16 protein-coding genes are annotated in these 19,377 nt (G+C 54.6%); 13 read left to right on the top strand and 3 right to left on the bottom strand.

Going from position 1 to position 19,377, the window contains the following annotated elements; translation table 11 throughout:
• On the top strand, nucleotides 1-510 hold a 510-nt coding region (locus HQL65_15515; GenBank protein ID MBF0137643.1), incomplete at its 5' end, for a hypothetical protein.
• Between the two features lie 115 nt (nucleotides 511-625).
• On the opposite strand, the gene HQL65_15510 is transcribed toward HQL65_15515, so the two are convergent.
• Complete coding sequence (locus HQL65_15510; protein MBF0137642.1) at nucleotides 626-838, bottom strand: hypothetical protein; 213 nt, start codon at nucleotides 836-838, stop codon at nucleotides 626-628.
• Nucleotides 839-1,130: 292 nt separating this feature from the next.
• On the bottom strand, nucleotides 1,131-2,687 hold the full coding sequence (locus HQL65_15505; GenBank protein ID MBF0137641.1) for a hypothetical protein: 1,557 nt from the start codon (nucleotides 2,685-2,687) through the stop codon (nucleotides 1,131-1,133).
• A gap of 428 nt (nucleotides 2,688-3,115) precedes the next feature.
• Here HQL65_15505 and glyQ point away from each other — a divergent pair, with 428 nt between their 5' ends.
• The 3 genes from glyQ to HQL65_15490 all read left to right on the top strand — a co-directional run bounded on the left by glyQ (nucleotide 3,116) and on the right by HQL65_15490 (nucleotide 9,008).
• Nucleotides 3,116-4,036, top strand: a complete 921-nt coding sequence (glyQ, locus tag HQL65_15500; protein ID MBF0137640.1) for a glycine--tRNA ligase subunit alpha — start codon at nucleotides 3,116-3,118, stop codon at nucleotides 4,034-4,036.
• A complete protein-coding gene (locus HQL65_15495) occupies nucleotides 4,033-6,174 on the top strand; it encodes a glycine--tRNA ligase subunit beta (protein MBF0137639.1) in 2,142 nt (713 codons plus the stop codon). The genes glyQ and HQL65_15495 overlap by 4 nt, the downstream gene beginning before the upstream one ends.
• A gap of 146 nt (nucleotides 6,175-6,320) precedes the next feature.
• Nucleotides 6,321-9,008 (top strand): pyruvate, phosphate dikinase, encoded by a 2,688-nt coding sequence (locus tag HQL65_15490; protein ID MBF0137638.1) that lies wholly within the window; start codon nucleotides 6,321-6,323, stop codon nucleotides 9,006-9,008.
• Between the two features lie 319 nt (nucleotides 9,009-9,327).
• Here the strand turns inward: HQL65_15490 and HQL65_15485 are convergent, their stop codons facing one another.
• The gene (locus tag HQL65_15485) at nucleotides 9,328-10,212 is read right to left on the bottom strand and encodes a DMT family transporter (protein MBF0137637.1); all 885 of its coding nucleotides are present in this window, start codon (nucleotides 10,210-10,212) and stop codon (nucleotides 9,328-9,330) included.
• 333 nt (nucleotides 10,213-10,545) lie between these two features.
• On the opposite strand from HQL65_15485, the gene HQL65_15480 reads away from it, so the two are divergent.
• From HQL65_15480 to HQL65_15440, 9 genes are all read left to right on the top strand, one after another.
• The gene (locus HQL65_15480) at nucleotides 10,546-11,526 is read left to right on the top strand and encodes a hypothetical protein (protein ID MBF0137636.1); all 981 of its coding nucleotides are present in this window, start codon (nucleotides 10,546-10,548) and stop codon (nucleotides 11,524-11,526) included.
• Nucleotides 11,527-14,217 (top strand): type III-A CRISPR-associated protein Cas10/Csm1, encoded by a 2,691-nt coding sequence (gene cas10 / locus HQL65_15475; GenBank protein ID MBF0137635.1) that lies wholly within the window; start codon nucleotides 11,527-11,529, stop codon nucleotides 14,215-14,217. It abuts the gene before it with no gap.
• Nucleotides 14,214-14,705 (top strand): type III-A CRISPR-associated protein Csm2, encoded by a 492-nt coding sequence (csm2, locus tag HQL65_15470; GenBank protein MBF0137634.1) that lies wholly within the window; start codon nucleotides 14,214-14,216, stop codon nucleotides 14,703-14,705. The genes cas10 and csm2 overlap by 4 nt, the downstream gene beginning before the upstream one ends.
• Before the next feature lie 20 nt (nucleotides 14,706-14,725).
• Entirely contained in the window at nucleotides 14,726-15,025 is a 300-nt protein-coding gene (locus HQL65_15465) for a nucleotidyltransferase family protein (GenBank protein MBF0137633.1), read from the top strand.
• A complete protein-coding gene (locus tag HQL65_15460) occupies nucleotides 15,015-15,365 on the top strand; it encodes a DUF86 domain-containing protein (protein MBF0137632.1) in 351 nt (116 codons plus the stop codon). Before HQL65_15465 ends, HQL65_15460 begins: the two co-directional genes overlap by 11 nt.
• Nucleotides 15,366-15,390: 25 nt before the next feature.
• Complete coding sequence (csm3, locus tag HQL65_15455; GenBank protein MBF0137631.1) at nucleotides 15,391-16,119, top strand: type III-A CRISPR-associated RAMP protein Csm3; 729 nt, start codon at nucleotides 15,391-15,393, stop codon at nucleotides 16,117-16,119.
• Nucleotides 16,116-17,123 carry a CRISPR-associated protein Csm7 gene (locus tag HQL65_15450; protein MBF0137630.1) on the top strand — a complete coding sequence of 336 codons (1,008 nt, stop codon included), beginning with the start codon at nucleotides 16,116-16,118 and terminating at the stop codon, nucleotides 17,121-17,123. The genes csm3 and HQL65_15450 overlap by 4 nt, the downstream gene beginning before the upstream one ends.
• Entirely contained in the window at nucleotides 17,120-18,760 is a 1,641-nt protein-coding gene (gene csm5, locus HQL65_15445) for a type III-A CRISPR-associated RAMP protein Csm5 (protein ID MBF0137629.1), read from the top strand. The genes HQL65_15450 and csm5 overlap by 4 nt, the downstream gene beginning before the upstream one ends.
• Nucleotides 18,757-19,377: hypothetical protein (locus tag HQL65_15440; protein ID MBF0137628.1), on the top strand; the 621-nt coding region annotated here is incomplete at its 3' end. The genes csm5 and HQL65_15440, both read left to right, overlap by 4 nt.

Genomic DNA, 19,377 nt, shown 5'->3' with positions numbered 1-19,377 from the left:
TTTTTCGTCTATCAATACAGCAGTTCCAGCAACACCTTCGCCACCCTTGCCAAGGGGGGGTCCGGTTGGGGAAGTGATCGATCTTGCACAGCGATTGCATTTGGGGTCCTGGATGGCCAGCAAGTTTTGGGAGTGGGCCGCAACGGGTCAGACAATGACCGCTTTTTCCTCTACGCCATCGCCTCCGACGGAACATTGACCGAATTGGCAAAAGGAGGTTCAAACTGGGGCAGCAGTCATGGTTGCAGCTCTATCTGTTTTTCTGCGGTAAACGGACAGGATGTCCTGATCGTGGGACGCTCAGGCGGCGGCAACAGTGCAATCGAGGCATATACCTACGATTCAGATACCAACTCACTGACAAGCTATGCCAGCGAAGGATCCAGTTGGGGCGACAGCCGCTATGTGACAACCATGGCAACCGGAATGGTCGATGATGAACCCATTCTGGTCGTCGGACGCAATGACGGCTCCGACGCCCGGGGTATTGTCTACGGCTGGAATACCTGAAAACGGACAGGCAAAACTCCACCCTGACATGTTGTCCAGAAGGGGAAGGACACATATTCCAAAAGAATCAATAGTGTGTCCTTCCCCAACGGGATTCCAAACAAGCCCCAATACCCTATTCCTCCCCATCGGCCAGGGTGACAATTGCCTGCGCCCAACGGGCATACTTCAATTTGGCCAGGTCGCCAATGGTCTTTATGTTGAAGGCTTCTTTCAACAAGGCAGCATCTTTTTCGCTCACACCCTGCAAGGCTGCCACGGGTGCATCGACCAGTTGCTTGAAGGTTTTCTTTTCATAGGCCTTGTCCAGACAAAAATTGATATTCATTCGCGGCATCCTCTTGTTTTAGTTTAATCATGATCGGTGACCCGTGTGCAACGATCACCAGAAACGATCACCAGACTGTTGTCGAATGGATCGGCACCCGCTTCGACGCAGCAAGCTGGAGTCAAGGTAACATTTTTCAATGCCTTCCAAAAGCAATAATTCATCGATTTCATGCAATCGAAGAGCAGTCGGCCACCACCGGTGCATGCTACCAACCACGAGGCCATGTCAGGACAACGGCCAACAGCCACGGCCAGAGATCACGCCATAACCACCCGCAACCCGTTTCTGGTCAGGTTTTGATTTTATAGATCACATAGTGTGAATCCCGATAGCTCTCAACCTGCCCGGGACAAACCAGACCGGTGGCGACTGGTACAATGACGTGCGACACACCAAAAGCCTTGCTGACCTCTTGTGCGGAAAAACAACTGTTTGCGGTCAACCCGGCGTAAAACGCCCGCACCCGATGCACACGTTCCCACCATTGCAAAAAGTCCTGATCCCGGAACGGGTGTCCCTTGCCATCGACGTATACAGGCATGCCGGAATAGAGCCGCGCCCGCAACATGTCTATGGGAACCAGATAGACACTCTCCTTGTCCCAATGGTCTCTCATATGTTTCATGGCACCGGATTCGTCGCTGTGTTCTCCTTGATCGTAGGATGAAATTGTTCGATAGATGCCGGACCCGGACAAGAAAAAGGCCAACAGAAACAAGACGGCCATTCCGGCTTTTCCTGCCGGATGCGACAAAGGCGGTGGTTCGGGCAGGCGCACCAGGATCCAGGCCAGGATCAAAACAGTGGCCATGGGTACCAATACCGAGGAGATACGCCAGGGAAACAAAAGTCCCAGGAAGGAGTCCTGCGTCAGGTACTGAACCACGGTACCCACCACAGCCAACAGCAGGGGAATCAACAAAATGGAGCGAAGCACCCGTTGGCGAGCCACGAGAAAAATGGCACAGATTACCAGACAGAAGCGAAACAACGTATCCCATCCCAACCACATATGGCTGTCTGCGTGGTAGGGAAGAAATTCAAAGGCAATAATTTGCCGGGCACGTTTCGAGATCTCCGCAGATGTTGGCGAAAAATACAGCAATACATAGATAAGAACGGGCAAAGAGAGCAACCCGGAAAACAGACTCAACCGCCCCAGTCGTTGCCATCCCCAACCATCTCTCCATAAAATCCAGAAAAAAGCCCCCAGCAACCAGACGGTGGCCAACAGAATGCCCGTATGCAGGGTGCAACTGAGTATGGCTGCAAAAACAGCCAGATAATAGCGGTTGATCAAAAACAGATATATGGCCATCACCAGGCCCAAACCGAAGGTGGCCGGCTCCAGGCTGGAGGTGAATACGATCTGCCAGGCTTCACCAGAAATGAAGAGATGCTGCGGTAATGCCGTCTTGAAAATGACCATCATGGCCTTGGCAAACACAGACGAAAAAACAAACTGCACCGCAACAAACCAGATCAGCAGACGCAAGGGATGGTGATGCAAGGGAAACACATACAGAACAATGCCCCCCAGACAGAAAGCCGACAACGCCATCAACAGGATGTACAATGCATAGAAGCTGCCCACCCCCATGAATTGAAAAGCCCAGGCCAACAGATGATCAAAATAGGGAATGGAAGAAAGTGTCGAAGCCAGCCAGTCCCGGGAAAGTTCTCCCCAATTGGCCAAAATCATGGCATGCACAAAATAGGTGTTCTGATTGCCGCTGAAGGGATAGATTTGCGCACACGAAACACTGAAAAACAGTGCAAATACCCCCAGCCACACATGCGGAACATTCGGTGCCGGTTGCCGGACGGACAGGGTGTTGTCGCGCATGGATCATCCCTCGAATGAGGTTCAGCCAGGACTCCGCAGGACTCTATGAATAAAATATTCTGCACAACAAGGATTTCAAAAATCAGAAAACAGATGAATTTCTTTGACGTCCCTGCATATGCCTGCTTATGATGAATCAGGGGAGTGGATGTGTCAACACCCATGGAGCAAGCTGCCATGCCCATTCTCGTACTGGATACCGGAGGCTTGTCAATAATTGACATATTCTCGAAGTGCAGGACAGGAAAAGAACAAACATGAACCAGGCAAAAGCTCTCTCCGATGCCCTGCAATAGGTCGAAGTCACGTCCGCACCCATCTTTTCCAGCGATCATGATTTCATCAGGAAACCACCTGATTGAAGCCACCCCGTGGATTCTTGACAATACGCAATCTGGAAGGGTAGCTTGCCAAGTCAACCTTTCATTATGGCTCGTGGTGCGAAAGAGGTATCTGAAATCGTGACCTTCCAGGAATTGATTCTTACCCTTGAATCGTATTGGGCACAACGGGGATGCATCATCCAGCAACCCTATGATGTCGAAATGGGGGCTGGGACGTTTCACCCGGCCACTTTTCTGCGCGCTCTGGGACCGGAACCCTGGAGTGCCGCCTATGTGCAACCATCCCGCCGCCCCGCCGATGGTCGCTATGGCGACAATCCCAATCGCCTCCAGCATTACTACCAATATCAGGTGATTCTGAAACCCTCCCCGGCCAATATCCAGGAGTTGTATCTCGAATCCCTGCGCACCATCGGCATCCATCCCGCGCACCACGACATACGTTTCGTCGAGGATGACTGGGAAAGCCCCACCCTGGGGGCCTGGGGCCTGGGCTGGGAAGTGTGGCTGGATGGCATGGAAGTGACCCAGTTCACCTACTTCCAGCAGATCGGCGGCATTGAAATGAATCCCGTGGCCGGCGAAATTACCTACGGGCTGGAACGCCTGGCCATGTACATCCAGGGCGTAGAAAATGTCTACGATCTGATCTGGACCGGCTCCGTGACCTATGGCGATGTATTCCACCGCAATGAAGTCGAATACTCCCATTTCAATTTCCGGCTCGCCAATACCGAACTCTTGTTCAGGCTCTTCGGCGATCATGAAACCGAAGCCCTGCGCCTTGTCGCCGCCGAATTGCCGTTGCCAGCCTATGACCAGGTCATCAAGGCCTCGCATGCCTTCAACCTCCTCGATGCCCGGGGAGCCATCAGCGTGACCGAACGGGCGCGCTACATTGGCCGGGTGCGTAACCTCGCCCGACAGGTCGCCGAAGCCTATGTCGCCCAACGTCAACGCCTCGGCTTCCCCCTTTTGCGCCATGTTACGGGAGAAAAATCATGAGCGAACTTCTCCTGGAAATCGGCTGCGAAGAAATTCCCGCCCGCATGCTCCCGGAAGGCATCGATGCCCTGCGCGAAAACATGACCGCCGCCCTCTACACCGCCGGTCTCGCCCATGGCCGCATCGACAGTCAGGGGACCCCCCGCCGGTTGATGATCAGTGTGGAAGAACTGGCCCCGAAACAACCCGATTGCATCGAGGAACGCCGCGGCCCCGCCGTGGACAAAGCCTTCGATGCCGCTGGTGAACCCACCAAGGCCGCCCAGGGTTTCGCCCGCTCCTGCGGCCTGAACATGAAGCAACTCTCCCGGGAAACCTCCGCCAAGGGAACCTATCTCATCGCCCGCATCCCCAGGCCCGGACGCCCCGCCAGGGAAATCCTGACCGAAATCATTCCCGGCCTGATCCAAAACCTGCCCTGGCCCAAAACCATGCGCTGGGGTACAGGCACTCTACGCTTCGTCCGCCCCATTCACAGCCTGCTCGCCCTCCTGGACGAAGAAATCCTCGACCTCAACCTGGAGGGGATCCAGGCCGGGGATCAAACCGCAGGCCACCGCTTTCTTGCCCCAGGATTACACCGGGTCACTGGCCTGTACCACTACATGGATGTCCTGGCCACGGCCAAAGTGATCCTGGATCAAAAAGCCAGGGAAAGCGCCATCCGCTCCGTCGCCGAAAGATTGGCCACCGAAGTGGGCGGTCACCCCCTGATCGACCCCGGACTGCTGGCGGAAAATGCCTGCCTCACCGAGTGGCCCATCCCCCTGCGCGGCACGTTCGACGTCAAATATCTGGATATTCCCCCCGAAGTGTTGACCACCTCCATGCAACACCACCAGAAATATTTTCCGGTGGTCGATGCCCACAACAAGCTGCTGCCCTGCTTCATCCTGGTGGCCAACATGGAGGTTGCAGATCCATCCGTCCTGATCCGGGGCAATCAACGAGTCCTGCGCGCCCGCCTGGAAGATGCCGCATTTTACTGGAAAAGTGACCGGGAAATCCCGCTGGCCGACCGCCGCGAATCCCTGCGCAACGTGGTCTTCCAGGCCCGCCTCGGCACCCTGTGGCAAAAATCCCTGCGCCTGGAAGCCCTGGCCGGCCAACTGGCCCAGGCCGTGGCCCCATCGGCCCTGCCCGCCCTGCAAATCGCCGCCCCCATCGCCAAATGTGACCTGGTCACCGGCATGGTCGGCGAGTTTCCCGAACTCCAGGGCATCATGGGTGGCCACTACGCCCGGGCCGCCAATCTGGACCCCGATGCCGCCACCGCCATTGCCGACCACTACAAACCCCAGGGTGCCGCCGACTCGCTCCCCGGCAACATGGCCGGCAAGCTGCTGGCCATCGCCGACAAACTGGACACCCTGGTCGGCTGTTTCGGCATCGGTCTGGTCCCCACTGGTACCAAGGATCCCTTCGCCCTGCGCCGCGCCGCCCTGGGTATCATCCGCATCACGCTGGAAGGCCATGACGCGACCCAACCCCCTGGTACCTCCAACCAGACAATCCGCCTCAACCTGCGCCAATGGATCCAAACCGCCTGCGCCGGTTACACACTCCACGGCGAAAAACTGGCCCAGGATCCAGCCACCATCACCCGGGAACTGCTCGCATTCTTCCTGGGCCGGCTGCGCGCCCATCTGAAGGCAATCGATATCGACCCTGACCTGATCGATGCCGTCGAAGCCCTGGAACTCGACGACCTCCTCGATATCGTCCAACGCGCCCACGCCCTGAAAAAGTTCAAGGAACTCCCCTCCTATACCGCACTGGTGGCCGCAAACAAACGCATTGTCAATATTTTACGCCAAACTGAAGCTGATGTGCATCAGGCACCATTGGCAAATGCCACACAGAATGGTAGAGTTGGGGATTCGGCGGAATTGGGGTTGCGGGAAGCCGTCGAAAAAATGGAAAATATCGTCGCCACGCATGCCGCCCAGGGAAATTATCAGGCCGCGCTGGCAACACTCGCCGGACTGCGAGGCGTGATCGACCGCTTCTTCGACGAAATCCTGGTCATGGATCCTGACCCGGAAATCCGTCAACAGCGCGTCAACCTCCTGTCCAGAGTGCGCACCCTGTTTACCCTTGTGGCCGATGTCAGTCGTCTGATACTCCCGGAAGCCTGATATCAACAGTAACCAAAAGAAAAATTGCGCACAAATGCAACCACACATCCAACAGTTTTTTGTTATCGGGAACAGGAAAAAATCCCTCATCCCCGGACCCATACTGTCCATTGCTTTTAATTCAAGAGAAGGAAGGTAACGAAATCATGGCCAACAAAAAGGTATATTACTTCGGCGACGGTTCCGCCGACGGTGAAGCTTCAATGAAAAATCTCCTGGGTGGCAAAGGGGCCAACCTGGCAGAAATGTGCCGCATCGGTATCATGGTGCCCGCCGGATTCACCATTACCACCGAAGTCTGCACCGAGTACTACAACCTGGGCAAAAAAATGCCCAATGACCTCCAGGACGAGGTCAATGCAGCCCTGGCCAAAGTCGAAAAAAGCATGGACGCCAAGTTCGGCGACGCCGACAACCCACTCCTGGTTTCCGTCCGTTCCGGTGCCCGCGCCTCCATGCCCGGCATGATGGATACCGTCCTGAACCTGGGCCTCAACGATACCACCATCAAAGGCCTGATCAAAAAAGCCGGTGACGAACGCTTCGCCTACGATTCCTACCGCCGCTTCGTCCAAATGTACTCCAAAGTGGTGATGGGGGTCGATGCCGACCACTTCGAACACCACATCGATAAAGTCAAAGAACAGAAAAAAGTCAAACTCGACACCGAATTGACCGCCGCCGACTGGAAAGCCATGGTCGCTGACTTCAAGGCCATCGTGAAAAAAGAGGCCGGCAAACCCTTCCCCGAAGATCCCCGCGATCAGCTCTGGGGTGCCATCGGAGCCGTGTTCAGCTCCTGGATGAAACAGAGCGCCATCACCTATCGCCGCCTGCACGAAATCCCCGAGTGGTGGGGCACCGCCGTCAACGTCCAATCCATGGTCTTCGGCAACATGGGCAATGACAGCGCCACCGGCGTGGCCTTCTCCCGTGACCCCGCCACCGGCGACAAACGGTTCTACGGCGAATTCCTCATCAATGCCCAGGGCGAAGACGTGGTCGCCGGCATTCGTACCCCGCAACAAATCACCCTGGCCGGGAAAAATCTGCAAAAATCCGATCTGCCCGCCATGGAAGAGGCCATGCCCGACCTCTACCGGCAGCTCTGCGACAACTACAGAAAGCTGGAAGATCACTACCGCGACATGCAGGACATGGAGTTCACCATCCAGAAAAACAAACTCTGGATGCTCCAAACCCGTACCGGCAAACGGACCGCCGCCGCCGCCCTCAAGATTGCCGTGGACATGGTCAATGAAGGCATGATCACCAAAGCCGAAGCTGTGGCCCGCGTGGATGCCGGTTCGCTGGATCAGGTTCTCCACCCCACCTTCGATCCGAAAGCCAAAAAAGCCGCTGAAGTCCTGGCTGTTGGTCTGGCCGCCTCCCCAGGTGCCGGTGCCGGCATGGCCGTCTTCACCGCCGACGACGCCGAAGCCTGGGCCAAAGATGGCAAACAGGTCATCCTGGTCCGCGAAGAGACCAGCCCGGAAGATATCCACGGCATGCATGCCTCCAAAGGCATCCTGACCGCCCGGGGCGGCATGACCTCCCACGCCGCTGTTGTGGCGCGTGGCATGGGTACCCCCTGCGTGGCCGGCTGCGGTGCCATCCGCATCAAAGGCCAGCAGTTCACCAACGAGCAGGGCAAGGTGGTCAAACAGGGTGACTGGATCTCCATCGATGGTTCCACCGGCCAGGTCATGCTTGGCAAGATTGGCACCATGCAGCCCGCCCTGACCGGCGATTTCGGCACCTTCATGACCTGGGCCGACGAGTTCCGCACCATGAAGGTCCGGACCAATGCCGACACCCCCGAAGATGCCATCCAGGCCGTCAAGTTTGGTGCCGAAGGGATCGGCCTCTGCCGCACCGAACACATGTTCTTCCAGGAAGATCGCATCATCGCCGTGCGCGAAATGATCCTCGCCAAGGATGAAGCCTCCCGCCGCAAGGCCCTGGCCAAATTGCTTCCCATCCAACGTGGCGACTTCGAAGGCATCTTCCGCGCCATGGGACCCCGCCCGGTGACTGTCCGGTTGCTGGATCCCCCGCTGCACGAGTTCATCCCCCACGACGACAAGGGCCAGGAAGAGGTTGCCAAGGTCCTGAATGTCTCCAAATCCGAAGTCAAGGACCGCGTCTCCGCCCTCAAAGAGTTCAACCCGATGCTGGGCCATCGCGGCTGCCGTCTGGGCGTCACCTATCCGGAAATTTATGAAATGCAGGTTCAGGCCATCATGGAAGCCGCCTGCAACGTCATGAAACAGGACAAGACAGACATCATTCCGGAAATCATGATCCCGCTCGTCGGTTATCTCAGCGAGTTGGCCACCCTGCGCGTCCGTTGCGTCAATATCTGCGAGTCGGTCATCAAAGAAAAAGGGATGAAGGTCAAATACATGATCGGCACCATGATCGAGCTGCCCCGCGCCGCTCTGATCGCCGACCAGATTGCCAAGGAAGCCGAATTTTTCTCCTTCGGCACCAATGACCTCACCCAAACCACCATGGGTATCTCCCGCGACGATGCCGGTACCTTCCTGACCGAGTACGTCAACAAGAAGCTCATCGAAAAAGACCCCTTCGTCTCCATCGACCAGGAAGGTGTCGGTCAGCTCGTGACCATGGGTGTTGCCAAGGGTCGTCAGGGACGTCCCGGTCTCAAGATCGGCGTCTGCGGCGAACACGGTGGCGATCCCAGTTCCATCCGCTTCTTCCACAAGGCCGGTCTGGATTACGTCTCCTGCTCGCCATTCCGGGTGCCCATTGCCCGTCTGGCCGCTGCCCAGGCTGCACTCGAAAAGGGTGAGGTCTCCAGCACAGCCTGATTTTTCGGCAATGATTCTCACACACTGATCAAAAAGCCGCCCGGCCTTTGGCCGGGCGGCTTGTGTGTGGATCGACTGGTCTTGCAATTCTGGCGGTGCGTCTTTTGAACACGGGGTCCAGGGGGCTGGCGACCGGACAGGTCCAGGACAGAGTCCTGGTGGGGTTTGGGGCGAAGTCCCAATGAGGGTTTTTTTAATTTTTTTCAAAACTTTATATATAAAAGATTTTTATTGGGGCTTCGCCCCAAACCCCACCAGGAGGAAGGGCACAGCCCTTCCCCCTGGACCCCCATCCCAGTTTTTTATTAGTTTTTTTATTTTATTCTTCAATTCGTTTGTATTTTTTAACAAGGCCCCCTCCCCACTGGAAAAAACTCAGGCCTCCGAGAATAAGAGCCGTACCCAACAACACCCCCGCCGGCAATTTTTCCTGATTGAACATAAACCCGATCCACAAAGCCAACACGGGGGCACTCAGGGTGACCAGAACGGCATTGGCCGCACTGACGCGGCTCAATAAATAAAAAAAAGTCACAAAGCCAATACCATTGGCAATCAACCCCAGGTAAAAAATGGCCGATCCAGCCTGCAAGGATATACTGGTTGGCCAAGGGGTTCCCGACCACCACAACGAGATGCCATACAATGGCAAGGCAACCCACAGCGATCCAGCGGTCACCCACAGGGGAGATACCCCTCCTCCCCAACGCTTGATGCCAATATTACCCGCCGAATAGATGACCACAGCCACCAGCAAGGCACCAATCCCGTGCAAGGTTTGTTCGCCCAAACTCCCTCCCTGGCCAAAAATAACCAAAAGTCCACCCAGACCGATCAGGGAGCCAAGAATTTTTTCGGCGGTGAACGGCTCCTTCAACCAGACAGCAGCCATGATGCCGGTCACGACAGGACCCAGGCCAAACAACACCGAAATCCATCCGGAAGGAACGAAACGCGCCCCCCAATAAACACACAGCATGGATGCATAGAGATTGAGTCCGGCAATCCCGGCGACGATACCAAGCTGTTTGAACGATGCCGGACGCTGCACAACCCATGGTAATGGCAGGAAAAGTACTGCTCCTATGGCAATACGTGCCGTGACCGCAAACAGGTAGCCAACCCCTGCCTGACTCCACTGCACAGCCAGCGGGGTCGTTCCCCAGACCAGTGTCACCACCAGAAAAGCCATCCAGATTGGCATGAATGAATCAACCTCGAAACCTGCCGGAAAATGCCCAATCCCTCAATCAACCCTTTCCTGCGTCCGATACAGTCCTGACCGGAAGGTGAAATGGCACATACCGGGAAAATACTCAAATTTTTCCAGAAATGTCAAGAGGTTTCATGACAACTGCAAATCCGCACCATGCCGGCGGAAAATGGCCACCAGGTGTCCTGGATGACAACCTTGTCAAACTTGCGTCTACATCTAAATTCCGCCAGATTGCCATTCCGTAGCCAAATGTCTCTTTCGGGTTGAACCACCGGAATGATTTTGCTAAACTTCAGAAGCCATGGTATCGGGAAACGTTGTATGGAAAAACTGGATTGCAATCTCCACATCATCGCCGGCATGGCCGCCCCGGTCGTGACCCTGTCGGCATGGCTCATGGCGGAACAGTTTGTTTTGCGTCAGGTGGCCATTCATTCAACATGCCAGGGAATCGGCATCCTGCGGTCCACCGTGGAACATGCGGGTTTGCCCCCGCATGCCCGGCTTGTCTGGCATGGGGATGCCGTGGATGGCAACGACGGGGAACTTTCCCAACAGCAGTTTTGTCAGGCTTTGGAAGAGGCCCTGGGCGCAGAGCGTGAGGGCATAGCCGTGCAGGTGATCCTCGGCGGGGGCGTCAACTGGATGATTTCTCTCGCATCCCAGATTGCGGCCCTGTATCTCGACGCGCACCGGGGCGATGGCCTGTGGGTGTTGCGTACCGAACCCCGGTTCGAACACCATCCGCATTTTCTGAAACCGGACGCGCCGGCCATGATTTTCGACCCACAATCCGGAATCATCAAACAGGCCGATGCCAAAGTCAGCCGTTTGCAACGACTCCTGCTGTTGCCCAAAAAAAGTGGCCGCAGCCAGCGATCCGCACCCGAACGTGTGCAACTCGAATCCGGCCACATCACTTTTCTGGGGCGTTCCATCGCCTTGAGTCCATTGCTGCTTTCTTTATACAAATGGCTGCTTGCCAAAACAAAATACCATTGCCGGCGCCAGCAGCTCGATTCCTGCACGGGGTGCGTGGCATGCGCCCTGCCCGGCAAGGAGATGGCCGGTCTCTGCGACGATTTTTTTCTGTTTTACCAGAATGCCACCCACAAACCCGGCTATGTGCGCACCATGGAATCCGCCGAATTCCAGAGGCGCGTCCCGGAATACATTTCCAAAATCAATGCACGCATCAAACAACAGGGCAACGAGGCGCTGCATCGACAATTGCGCATCGACAATACCAGCGGGGGATACCTCCCGGCAGTGGATAAATCTTTTCTTGGGCGGGAGGAGTGAATGATGGATGAAAAAAATCGCAAACTGCTGGAAGCCTCTTGTCGGGTGGCGCTGGCGGGCCTGTTGCATGACATCGGCAAGTTTGCCGAACGGGCAGGCATTCCGGCACCGGAACTCGATGGCAACAAACAAACCTACTGTCCTCCCTGGCAGGGTCACCATACACATGTCCATGCTGCCTACACCGGTCTTGCCGTCGATGCCATCGAGACGAACATTCCAGATATCAAACAAGGAGACATGGACCCTTTCACGTCATGGCAGGATATGCGTGAACAACAAAAAACCGGCGACTCCCTGATCAATGCCGCCGCCATGCATCACAAGCCGGAAACACCTCTGCAAAGGATCATCGCCACGGCTGACCGTCTGGCTTCCGGATTCGAGCGGTCGGGTTTCAAGGAATACAACGAGGCAGAGGAAGGCCACGAGGATGAGGCGACAGGCCACAAACGGGTCTCCACAACACGGATACGCATGTGGTCCATCCTGGAACGAATCGCGATCAATGACGGCGAGAAAGAACCTCGAAAAGCCTTGCAGCGTTACCCATTGCGCGCCATGGCCCCGGCAACACTTTTTCCAGTCGAGAAAGATGCAACCGTTCCCGCAGACGATTCAACGGCCAGGAAGGAGTACAAGGATCTCTGGGATCAATTCATTGCCGGATTGGAAAATATTCCACGATCCCATCGTTACGCCCTGCCCTTGTGGCTGGATCATTTCGACAGTCTGTACCTGACCTTCACCCATGCCATCCCCTCGGCCACCGTGACATTCACGAAAGAAAAAAATTTCAAGCCCGTTCCGGCAGATGTATCGCTCTACGATCACTCCAAGGCCACGGCGGCCCTGGCGGTGGCTTTGTGGCGGCATCACGCGGCGCATGGCAGCGTTGATTCGATATTCGCCGAGGCACAATGGAAGGAAAAATGGGACGAAAATGCCGAAGAAGAGTTTTTCCTGATCCAGGGAGATTTTTTCGGCATCCAGGAGTTTATTCTGGCCAACGGCGGGGAAACCACGAAAATGGCGGCCAAACTGTTGCGGGGACGCTCCTTTCAGGTCTCCCTGTTGACGGAGTTGGCGGCCATCGAGGTGTTGCAGGCCTTCCAGTTGCCGGTCACCAGCCAGATCATCAATGCGGCGGGCAAATTTATGATCGTCGCCCCCAACCTGCCGGATGCCGAACAGCGTCTGGAGCAGGTACGGCAAAAATTGGACCAGTGGTTCCTGAAACAAACCTTTGGCCAGGGGGGTATCGGTCTGGCATTCACCAGGGCGCAGAGGCAGGATTTCAACAAAAAGCACTTTGGTGCGCTGGTCACGCGCCTGTTCAGGGATCTGGAGCGACGCAAACGCCAGCGTTTCGACCTGTGCGGCAGCAACCCGCCAGAGCCGGTTTTTGTGACCGACTATCCGCACAAGGCGTGCGTGGTGGATGGCAAAAAGCCCGCCGTGACAGACAAGAACGACAAAATGGTCTGCGCACTGTGCTACGACCAGATCACCATCGGGGAAAAACTGGTCAAAAAGGATCGTCTGCTCATCACCCGTCATGCCGAACATGATGACCAAACCCTGGATTATCTGGCGATGGATTATTTTGACTACCGGATCACCTTCACCGGCGATGAAGAAGAGAGCGGCAAATTTGGCCAACTGGCACGGGAAGGGGCCTTGTTGCGGGCCTGGGATTTTTCGGCACCGGCTGCCGATGATCCGCATCCGCAGGGGACGACGCCATTATGGAGCGGCTATGCCCGGCGGGCCATCAATGGCTATGTGGCAAAAAATGAGGAAGATAAAAAAATCAAAGAGTTTGAAGATATTGCCAAATCTGGCACACATGAAGATGCGGAAGGCATCAAGCGTGGCGTGGCTGCCCTTGCCACCTTCAAGGGCGACGTGGACAACCTCGGCAACATTTTCCGCCACGGATTGCAGGATCATCACACCTTCGCCCGCATGGCGGCTTTGTCACGGCAACTGAACGCCTTTTTTGCCATCTGGTTGCCCTGGCATTGTGCCCGACACTTCCCAAACACCTACACCGTGTTTGCTGGCGGGGATGACTTTTTCCTCATTGGGCCATGGCTGGCACAAATCCGCCTAGCCGAGTCCATGCAAAACGAGTTTGCCCGTTATGTCGCCAATCGCGACATCCATTTTTCCGCCGGACTGGCCATGACCAAACCGGGCATACCCATTCCCGCCATGGCCGGGATGGCTGAAGAGGCCTTGGTCAGATCCAAACAATACAAAGATGACCCAGACCAGGAACAGATCGATAAAAATGCCATCACCTGCTGGGGGCGCACCGTCGATTGGAACACTTTCATCGCCATGCTGGATGCGGAACATGACCTGCAAGAGTTGGTGACGACGTTGAAGGAGCAATACAAGGTCGAGATGAGTACCGCCTACCTCTACGGCCTGCTCCATCTGTGCGACAAGGCGGAAAATGCCGAGGTGAAACCGGAAGATCATATCTGGCGTTCCTGGTTCGTCTACCGAACCTGGCGGTTTGTCATCGATAAAATGCGTGACGTAAAGGACGATAAACGCAAGGAAGTCTATAACGAAAAATTTGTGAAAACAATCAGCAGACAGATAGACGTCAAAAAAGGTAATTATAAAATCGCCCTATTTACACATCTTTACCAACGCAGAAAGGCAGAAACCGAATGAACAACCAGTTATCTTCTAAATCAACGTCATCAAAAAGCAAACTAGCACCATCCAGGGGTGCTGACGGTACTGCAGCCAACAGACAACCGGAGGTACCATCCTTGGATACCAGCAAGATTAAATTTGATACCATCTCTGCTGATCTGTTTGATGCAGTTGCCAGGGAAGCAGCGGAAATTTTGGCCAAGAGTGACAAAAAAATCAACAAACCAACACAAATTCGACGTTTCTATGACGAAATCTGCATGTGGGCCGAAAAAGTCGAAGCAAACGATGTCGCCAAGTTCAAAGAGTTTCTTCCATTCATCAAGATGCTCAATGCCAAAGCAGCCTATGCCCATGGAAGAAAACTGGTGGACGACAATTTTGTCAAGCTTCTGCGTGATTGTTTATCCCAGGTGAACGACCCAAAAACCATGAAAAGTTTCAAACTCTTCATGGAGGCACTGATGGGATTTTACAAGGAAAAGCGACCCAAGGATTCATAAGGAGATCACCATTGACACACATCAGAGATCATTTGGAGATCCCCGAGGAACCATTAAAAGAATGGTGTCAGCGATGGAAGGTCCACGAACTCGCTTTGTTCGGATCAGCGATGAACGACACTTTCTCGGATGACAGTGATGTGGACCTGTTGGTGGAGTTCCAAACTGGTGCGCGGGTGACACTGTTCACCTTGTCGCGCATGCAGAGAGAACTGTCAGCCTTGCTGGCGCGTTCCGTCGATCTGGTCCCAAAACGGGGACTGAAACCCCACATCCGGGCTGAAATTCTGGCCTCCGCGCAGGTCATCTATGCGACATGAATCCTTATACCTGACGGATATGCTCGAAGCTGCCCAAGCCATACGTCGATTCATTGCCCGGACAACGCCGGAGGCGTTTGTCAACGATGATCTGATCCGTAGTGCTGTTCTGCAAAAGTTGATCGTGATTGGCGAGGCGGCGGCCCGATTGCCAAAATCCTATCGAGAACGTCATCCGAACATCCCGTGGATTGATGTCATCGCGATGCGTAACCTCGTGGTGCATGCCTATTTCTCCGTGGAGTGGGAGATCATCTGGAATACCGCCACCCTGGACGTACCGGAATTGGAGCAAGCCCTGGTCATCATGTTCGCTGATACTGCTGCCGATGGCAGTTGACAACACACAATCAAAGGAGTTTCTCATGCAGCTGACCGACATTCGGAAAATTACCGGATTTATTGAAATTTCGACCGGTTTGCACATCGGGAGCGGCAACACCGAAATGCATATCGGCGGATCAGACAACCCCGTGATCAAACATCCTCACACCAACCAGCCCTATATCCCTGGCAGCAGCTTGAAGGGCAAGATCCGCAGTTTGTTGGAGTGGCGATCCGGGCTGGCTGCGGTCAACGGCGGTAGTCCAGTCGGGTATAAATTCTATGATCAATGCGAGGATCCAGGAGAGAAAAGTTCTGCCTTACTCATCATCAAGCTGTTCGGTGTTTCTGGTGGGGATGAGCTGACAAAAGAGCAGGCACTGACAGTTGGTCCCAGTCGTCTGATTTTCCGGGATTGTCTGCTTGATGAAGATTGGGTCAAAAAAATTACTGGCAAATCCCTCCCTCTCACCGAGATCAAAATGGAAAATACCATCGACCGGGTGCGTGGAGTTGCGGAACACCCACGCAACGTCGAACGGGTACCGGCAGGGGCAAGATTCAATTTCGAGGTGGCCATCAAGATTTTGGACACTGAAAAGGAAGAAGAGATGCTCACCACCCTGTTTGATGGGCTGAAACTGTTGGAAATGGACAGTCTGGGTGGCTCCGGGTCACGGGGATATGGACGGATCGCGTTCATGCTGACGAGCAAGGATTATCAAGAAAAACTCAATAATGCAAAACCATTTGAAAAGGCTGGAAAATGAAAACGCTGCTCGTCACTATCGAACCGCTGACAGCCTTTGCCACCCCGCTCCACGGTGACACCCTGTTCGGACAACTTTGCTGGGCCTTGCGCAATCGGCATGGCGATGCATGGTTGAAAGAACGGTTGCAAGATTACACACAGGGCAAGCCCTTCCTGGTGGTTTCAGACATTTTTCCCGCCGGATACTGGCCTCGGCCCCATCTGCCACCACCCCGGCAACCCGATCAAGAGGTTGGCAAAGCAGGCAAGAAACATGGGGAAAATCGCAAGATGGACAAAAAACGGGTATGGCTCCCCAGCCGAAAGATGAAACGTTCCCTGGCCGATTGGATCAAGGAGTGCCGTTCCGAACAAGAGATCTGGTTCACATCGGATCGGAAAGAATGCAAGGCTGGGCGAATTGAACGTCCCCAACCCCACAACTCCATCAATCGGTTGACAGGAACCACGGGAAAAAACGGCTTCGCACCCTATGCTGTGGAACAGACATGGTTCCCACCGGATACATTGCTGGATCTCTGGTTGCTCCATGATCCGGCGCGTCTGTCTCAATCTGAACTGATCGGTGCCTTGTGCGACGTGGGTTTGTCCGGTTTTGGCAAGGATGCCAGCACGGGACTGGGAAAATTTTCCGTGGAACAGAATGAAATCAGTGAAGAACCACTACCTCGCCAGGAGCAAAGCAATGCCTGGCTGACGCTGGGATTTTGTACTCCCCAGAGATGCGGATTCAACTCCAGTCGCAGTTTCTATCAAGTGTTCACCCGTTTCGGACGGCATGGCGATGTGGCTGCGTTGACCGGGAATGTGTTCAAAAGCCCAATTTTATTGGCCAAGGCCGGAGCGGTACTGACACCGAATGAAAAAATGATTGACGTTCTCTTCGTGGGCCAGGGATTGGGAGGAGATGGAAACCTGTCAAAAGTTGTTCGAGAAACCGTGCATCAAGGCTATGCCCCGGTGGTGGGGATCCAGGTAGACTGGGAGAGTGATAAACCATGATCAACCCATTCATGAAACCTTATCGGATGGTCATCTCCACCCTGTCGCCGGTACATATCGGCTGCGGACAGAATTACGAACCGACGCATTATATCATTGACGAGGGTGTCCTCTACACCTTCGATCCAGTGGCGGCATTATCCCGGGACGAAAAATCCCGCAATGAGTTGCTGGAAATCGTCTCCAAAGAACAAGGCGATGGAATCATCCAGAAAATCCAGAAATTTTTTCACACACGGAAAGAAATGTTACTTCCCCTGCATACCCGACGCCTGCCGGTGGGTGATGGTATGCAAGCTTTTTATGACAAGAGAGTCGGCAAGACCACACAGGCAGACACCAAGAGTGTCAATAACCTGAATATCGAACGCACATCGTTTCTCCCGGAAAAAAACCATCCCGTCATGCCGGGCAGCAGTCTCAAAGGGGCAATCCGTACCGCATTACTGGATGAGGTTCATGGTGGAAAATCCCTGAGCAACAGGGAGCAAGCAAAAGACAGAAGAAAGTCCTGGAAAGAACTCTCTCCTTTACCGGACACCCTGAAGGGGTGTCTGCCAAAAAAATTTGAACTGGATCCCATGCGTCTGATCCGCGTGGGAGATGCCTGTTCCTTTGGGCCAGATCGTCATAATGAAGTCTTTTTTGCTGTCAACCGCAAATCTTCCGGCGCGGAAGGAAAAGGGCCTTATCAAACGCTGGAGTGCCTCCCACCCATGGGCTTGGAATCCTTTACCGCAGACATCTCCTTTTTGAACCCTGAACAAGCCCGGAAATATGACGACGTCCAACCTCCCGACAAGAAGGGACTGCCACCCAAAATCCGTCAATGGGATCATACAACCATCGTCCAGAAATGCAACACCTATTACATGGATCATTTGCAGCGAGAGTTGCAAGAGATGCATGGGTTTCTCGACCAGGAGTGGGCAAAAACTATTCGCCAATCCATTCATGATGGTGAACTGCATTGGTTACTGAAATCAGGCCATGCCTTCCTACTGCGCGTGGGGCGTCACTGTGGAGCAGAATCAGTGACCCTGAACGGTGCGCGTTTCATTTACAGACCTCAAGGAAGAGATTGGGTTACAGAACCCTCTACGGTCTGGCTGGCGGCTCGTGGAATCAACATGGAAAACAAGCTGCTCCCATTTGGCTGGTTGCTGGTCGAACTGGATGATGGTCAGCGAAGACCCCTGGATGAGACCGCCCCGGAATTGGCAAAACTGGCACAAAGATTCAAGAACGACAGAGCCAGTCACCTGAATGCTTCGGACAAGAAACTGGCAAGCATTCAAGATGAAGAAGCTAAAAAAAACAAGGCTGAAGAGGATCGCCAAGCCTTGGCAGCCGAAAAGGCCGCTGAGGAAGCAGCGCATCAAGTCCGTCTTGCTGCCATGACACCCAATCAACAAAAGATTGCAGCATTTCGGCAAGCCATCAGCAAGGAACCCATTCCCCAACCCATCAGCGGCACTCTATGGCAAAACGCTGGCAAACTGGTCAAGGAAGCTGCCAACTGGCCAGCCGAAGACAGAACTGAACTGGCCCGGGTTTGCCACGAAGAACTCCCTTGTAAACTCAAAGGTGTCGATAAAAAAAAGTTGCAATCACTTCAGGATGCCTTATCCATATGACGACATTGCTATCCCCTTTTTCTCTCACCCGTTACCTCTTCACCTGGGAGGTAACGACGCCCATGCGATTGCCGGAGTATGCCGGTTCGGCGTTGCGCGGGGTCTTTGGCGCGGCGTTGCGGCATATCACCTGTCTGACCGGGGAAAAAACCTGCACCGGGTGCGGCATCATCAGGACCTGCCCCTGGTCGCTGATTTTCGAGGCTCCGCCGCCACCTATTGGACATGCGGTCCAGGATTTCGTGCGCATTCCGAATCCCTATGTCATCGAGCCCCCACCCTGGGGCAAACGCTCCTTTATGCCGGGGGAACAGTTGACTTTCGGCATGGTGCTTGTGGGGCGGGCACTCGCCCAATTGCCCCTGATCATTCTCGCCTGGCAACGGGCATTGGCGCGTGGGGTTGGGTATGAAAACGGCACGGCACACCTGATCTCCGTGCGCCAACTCCTGCCCGACGGATCGGAGCAAGTGATTTATGATCCAGAAGTTGGCGTGGTGACCGAGCATCCCAGGCTGGTCACCCCGACATCCATACCCCCTGTCGATCTGGAACGCCTTACCCCATGTTCGTCATCTGTAGTGCAAAATCTGATTTATTTCAATATTTTACTAAAT

The organism is Magnetococcales bacterium (assembly GCA_015228935.1).
Taxonomy (GTDB): domain Bacteria; phylum Pseudomonadota; class Magnetococcia; order Magnetococcales; family DC0425bin3; genus HA3dbin3.
The sequence above is the reverse complement of the archived record's forward strand: the minus strand, read 5'-3'. Positions and strand labels throughout refer to the sequence as shown.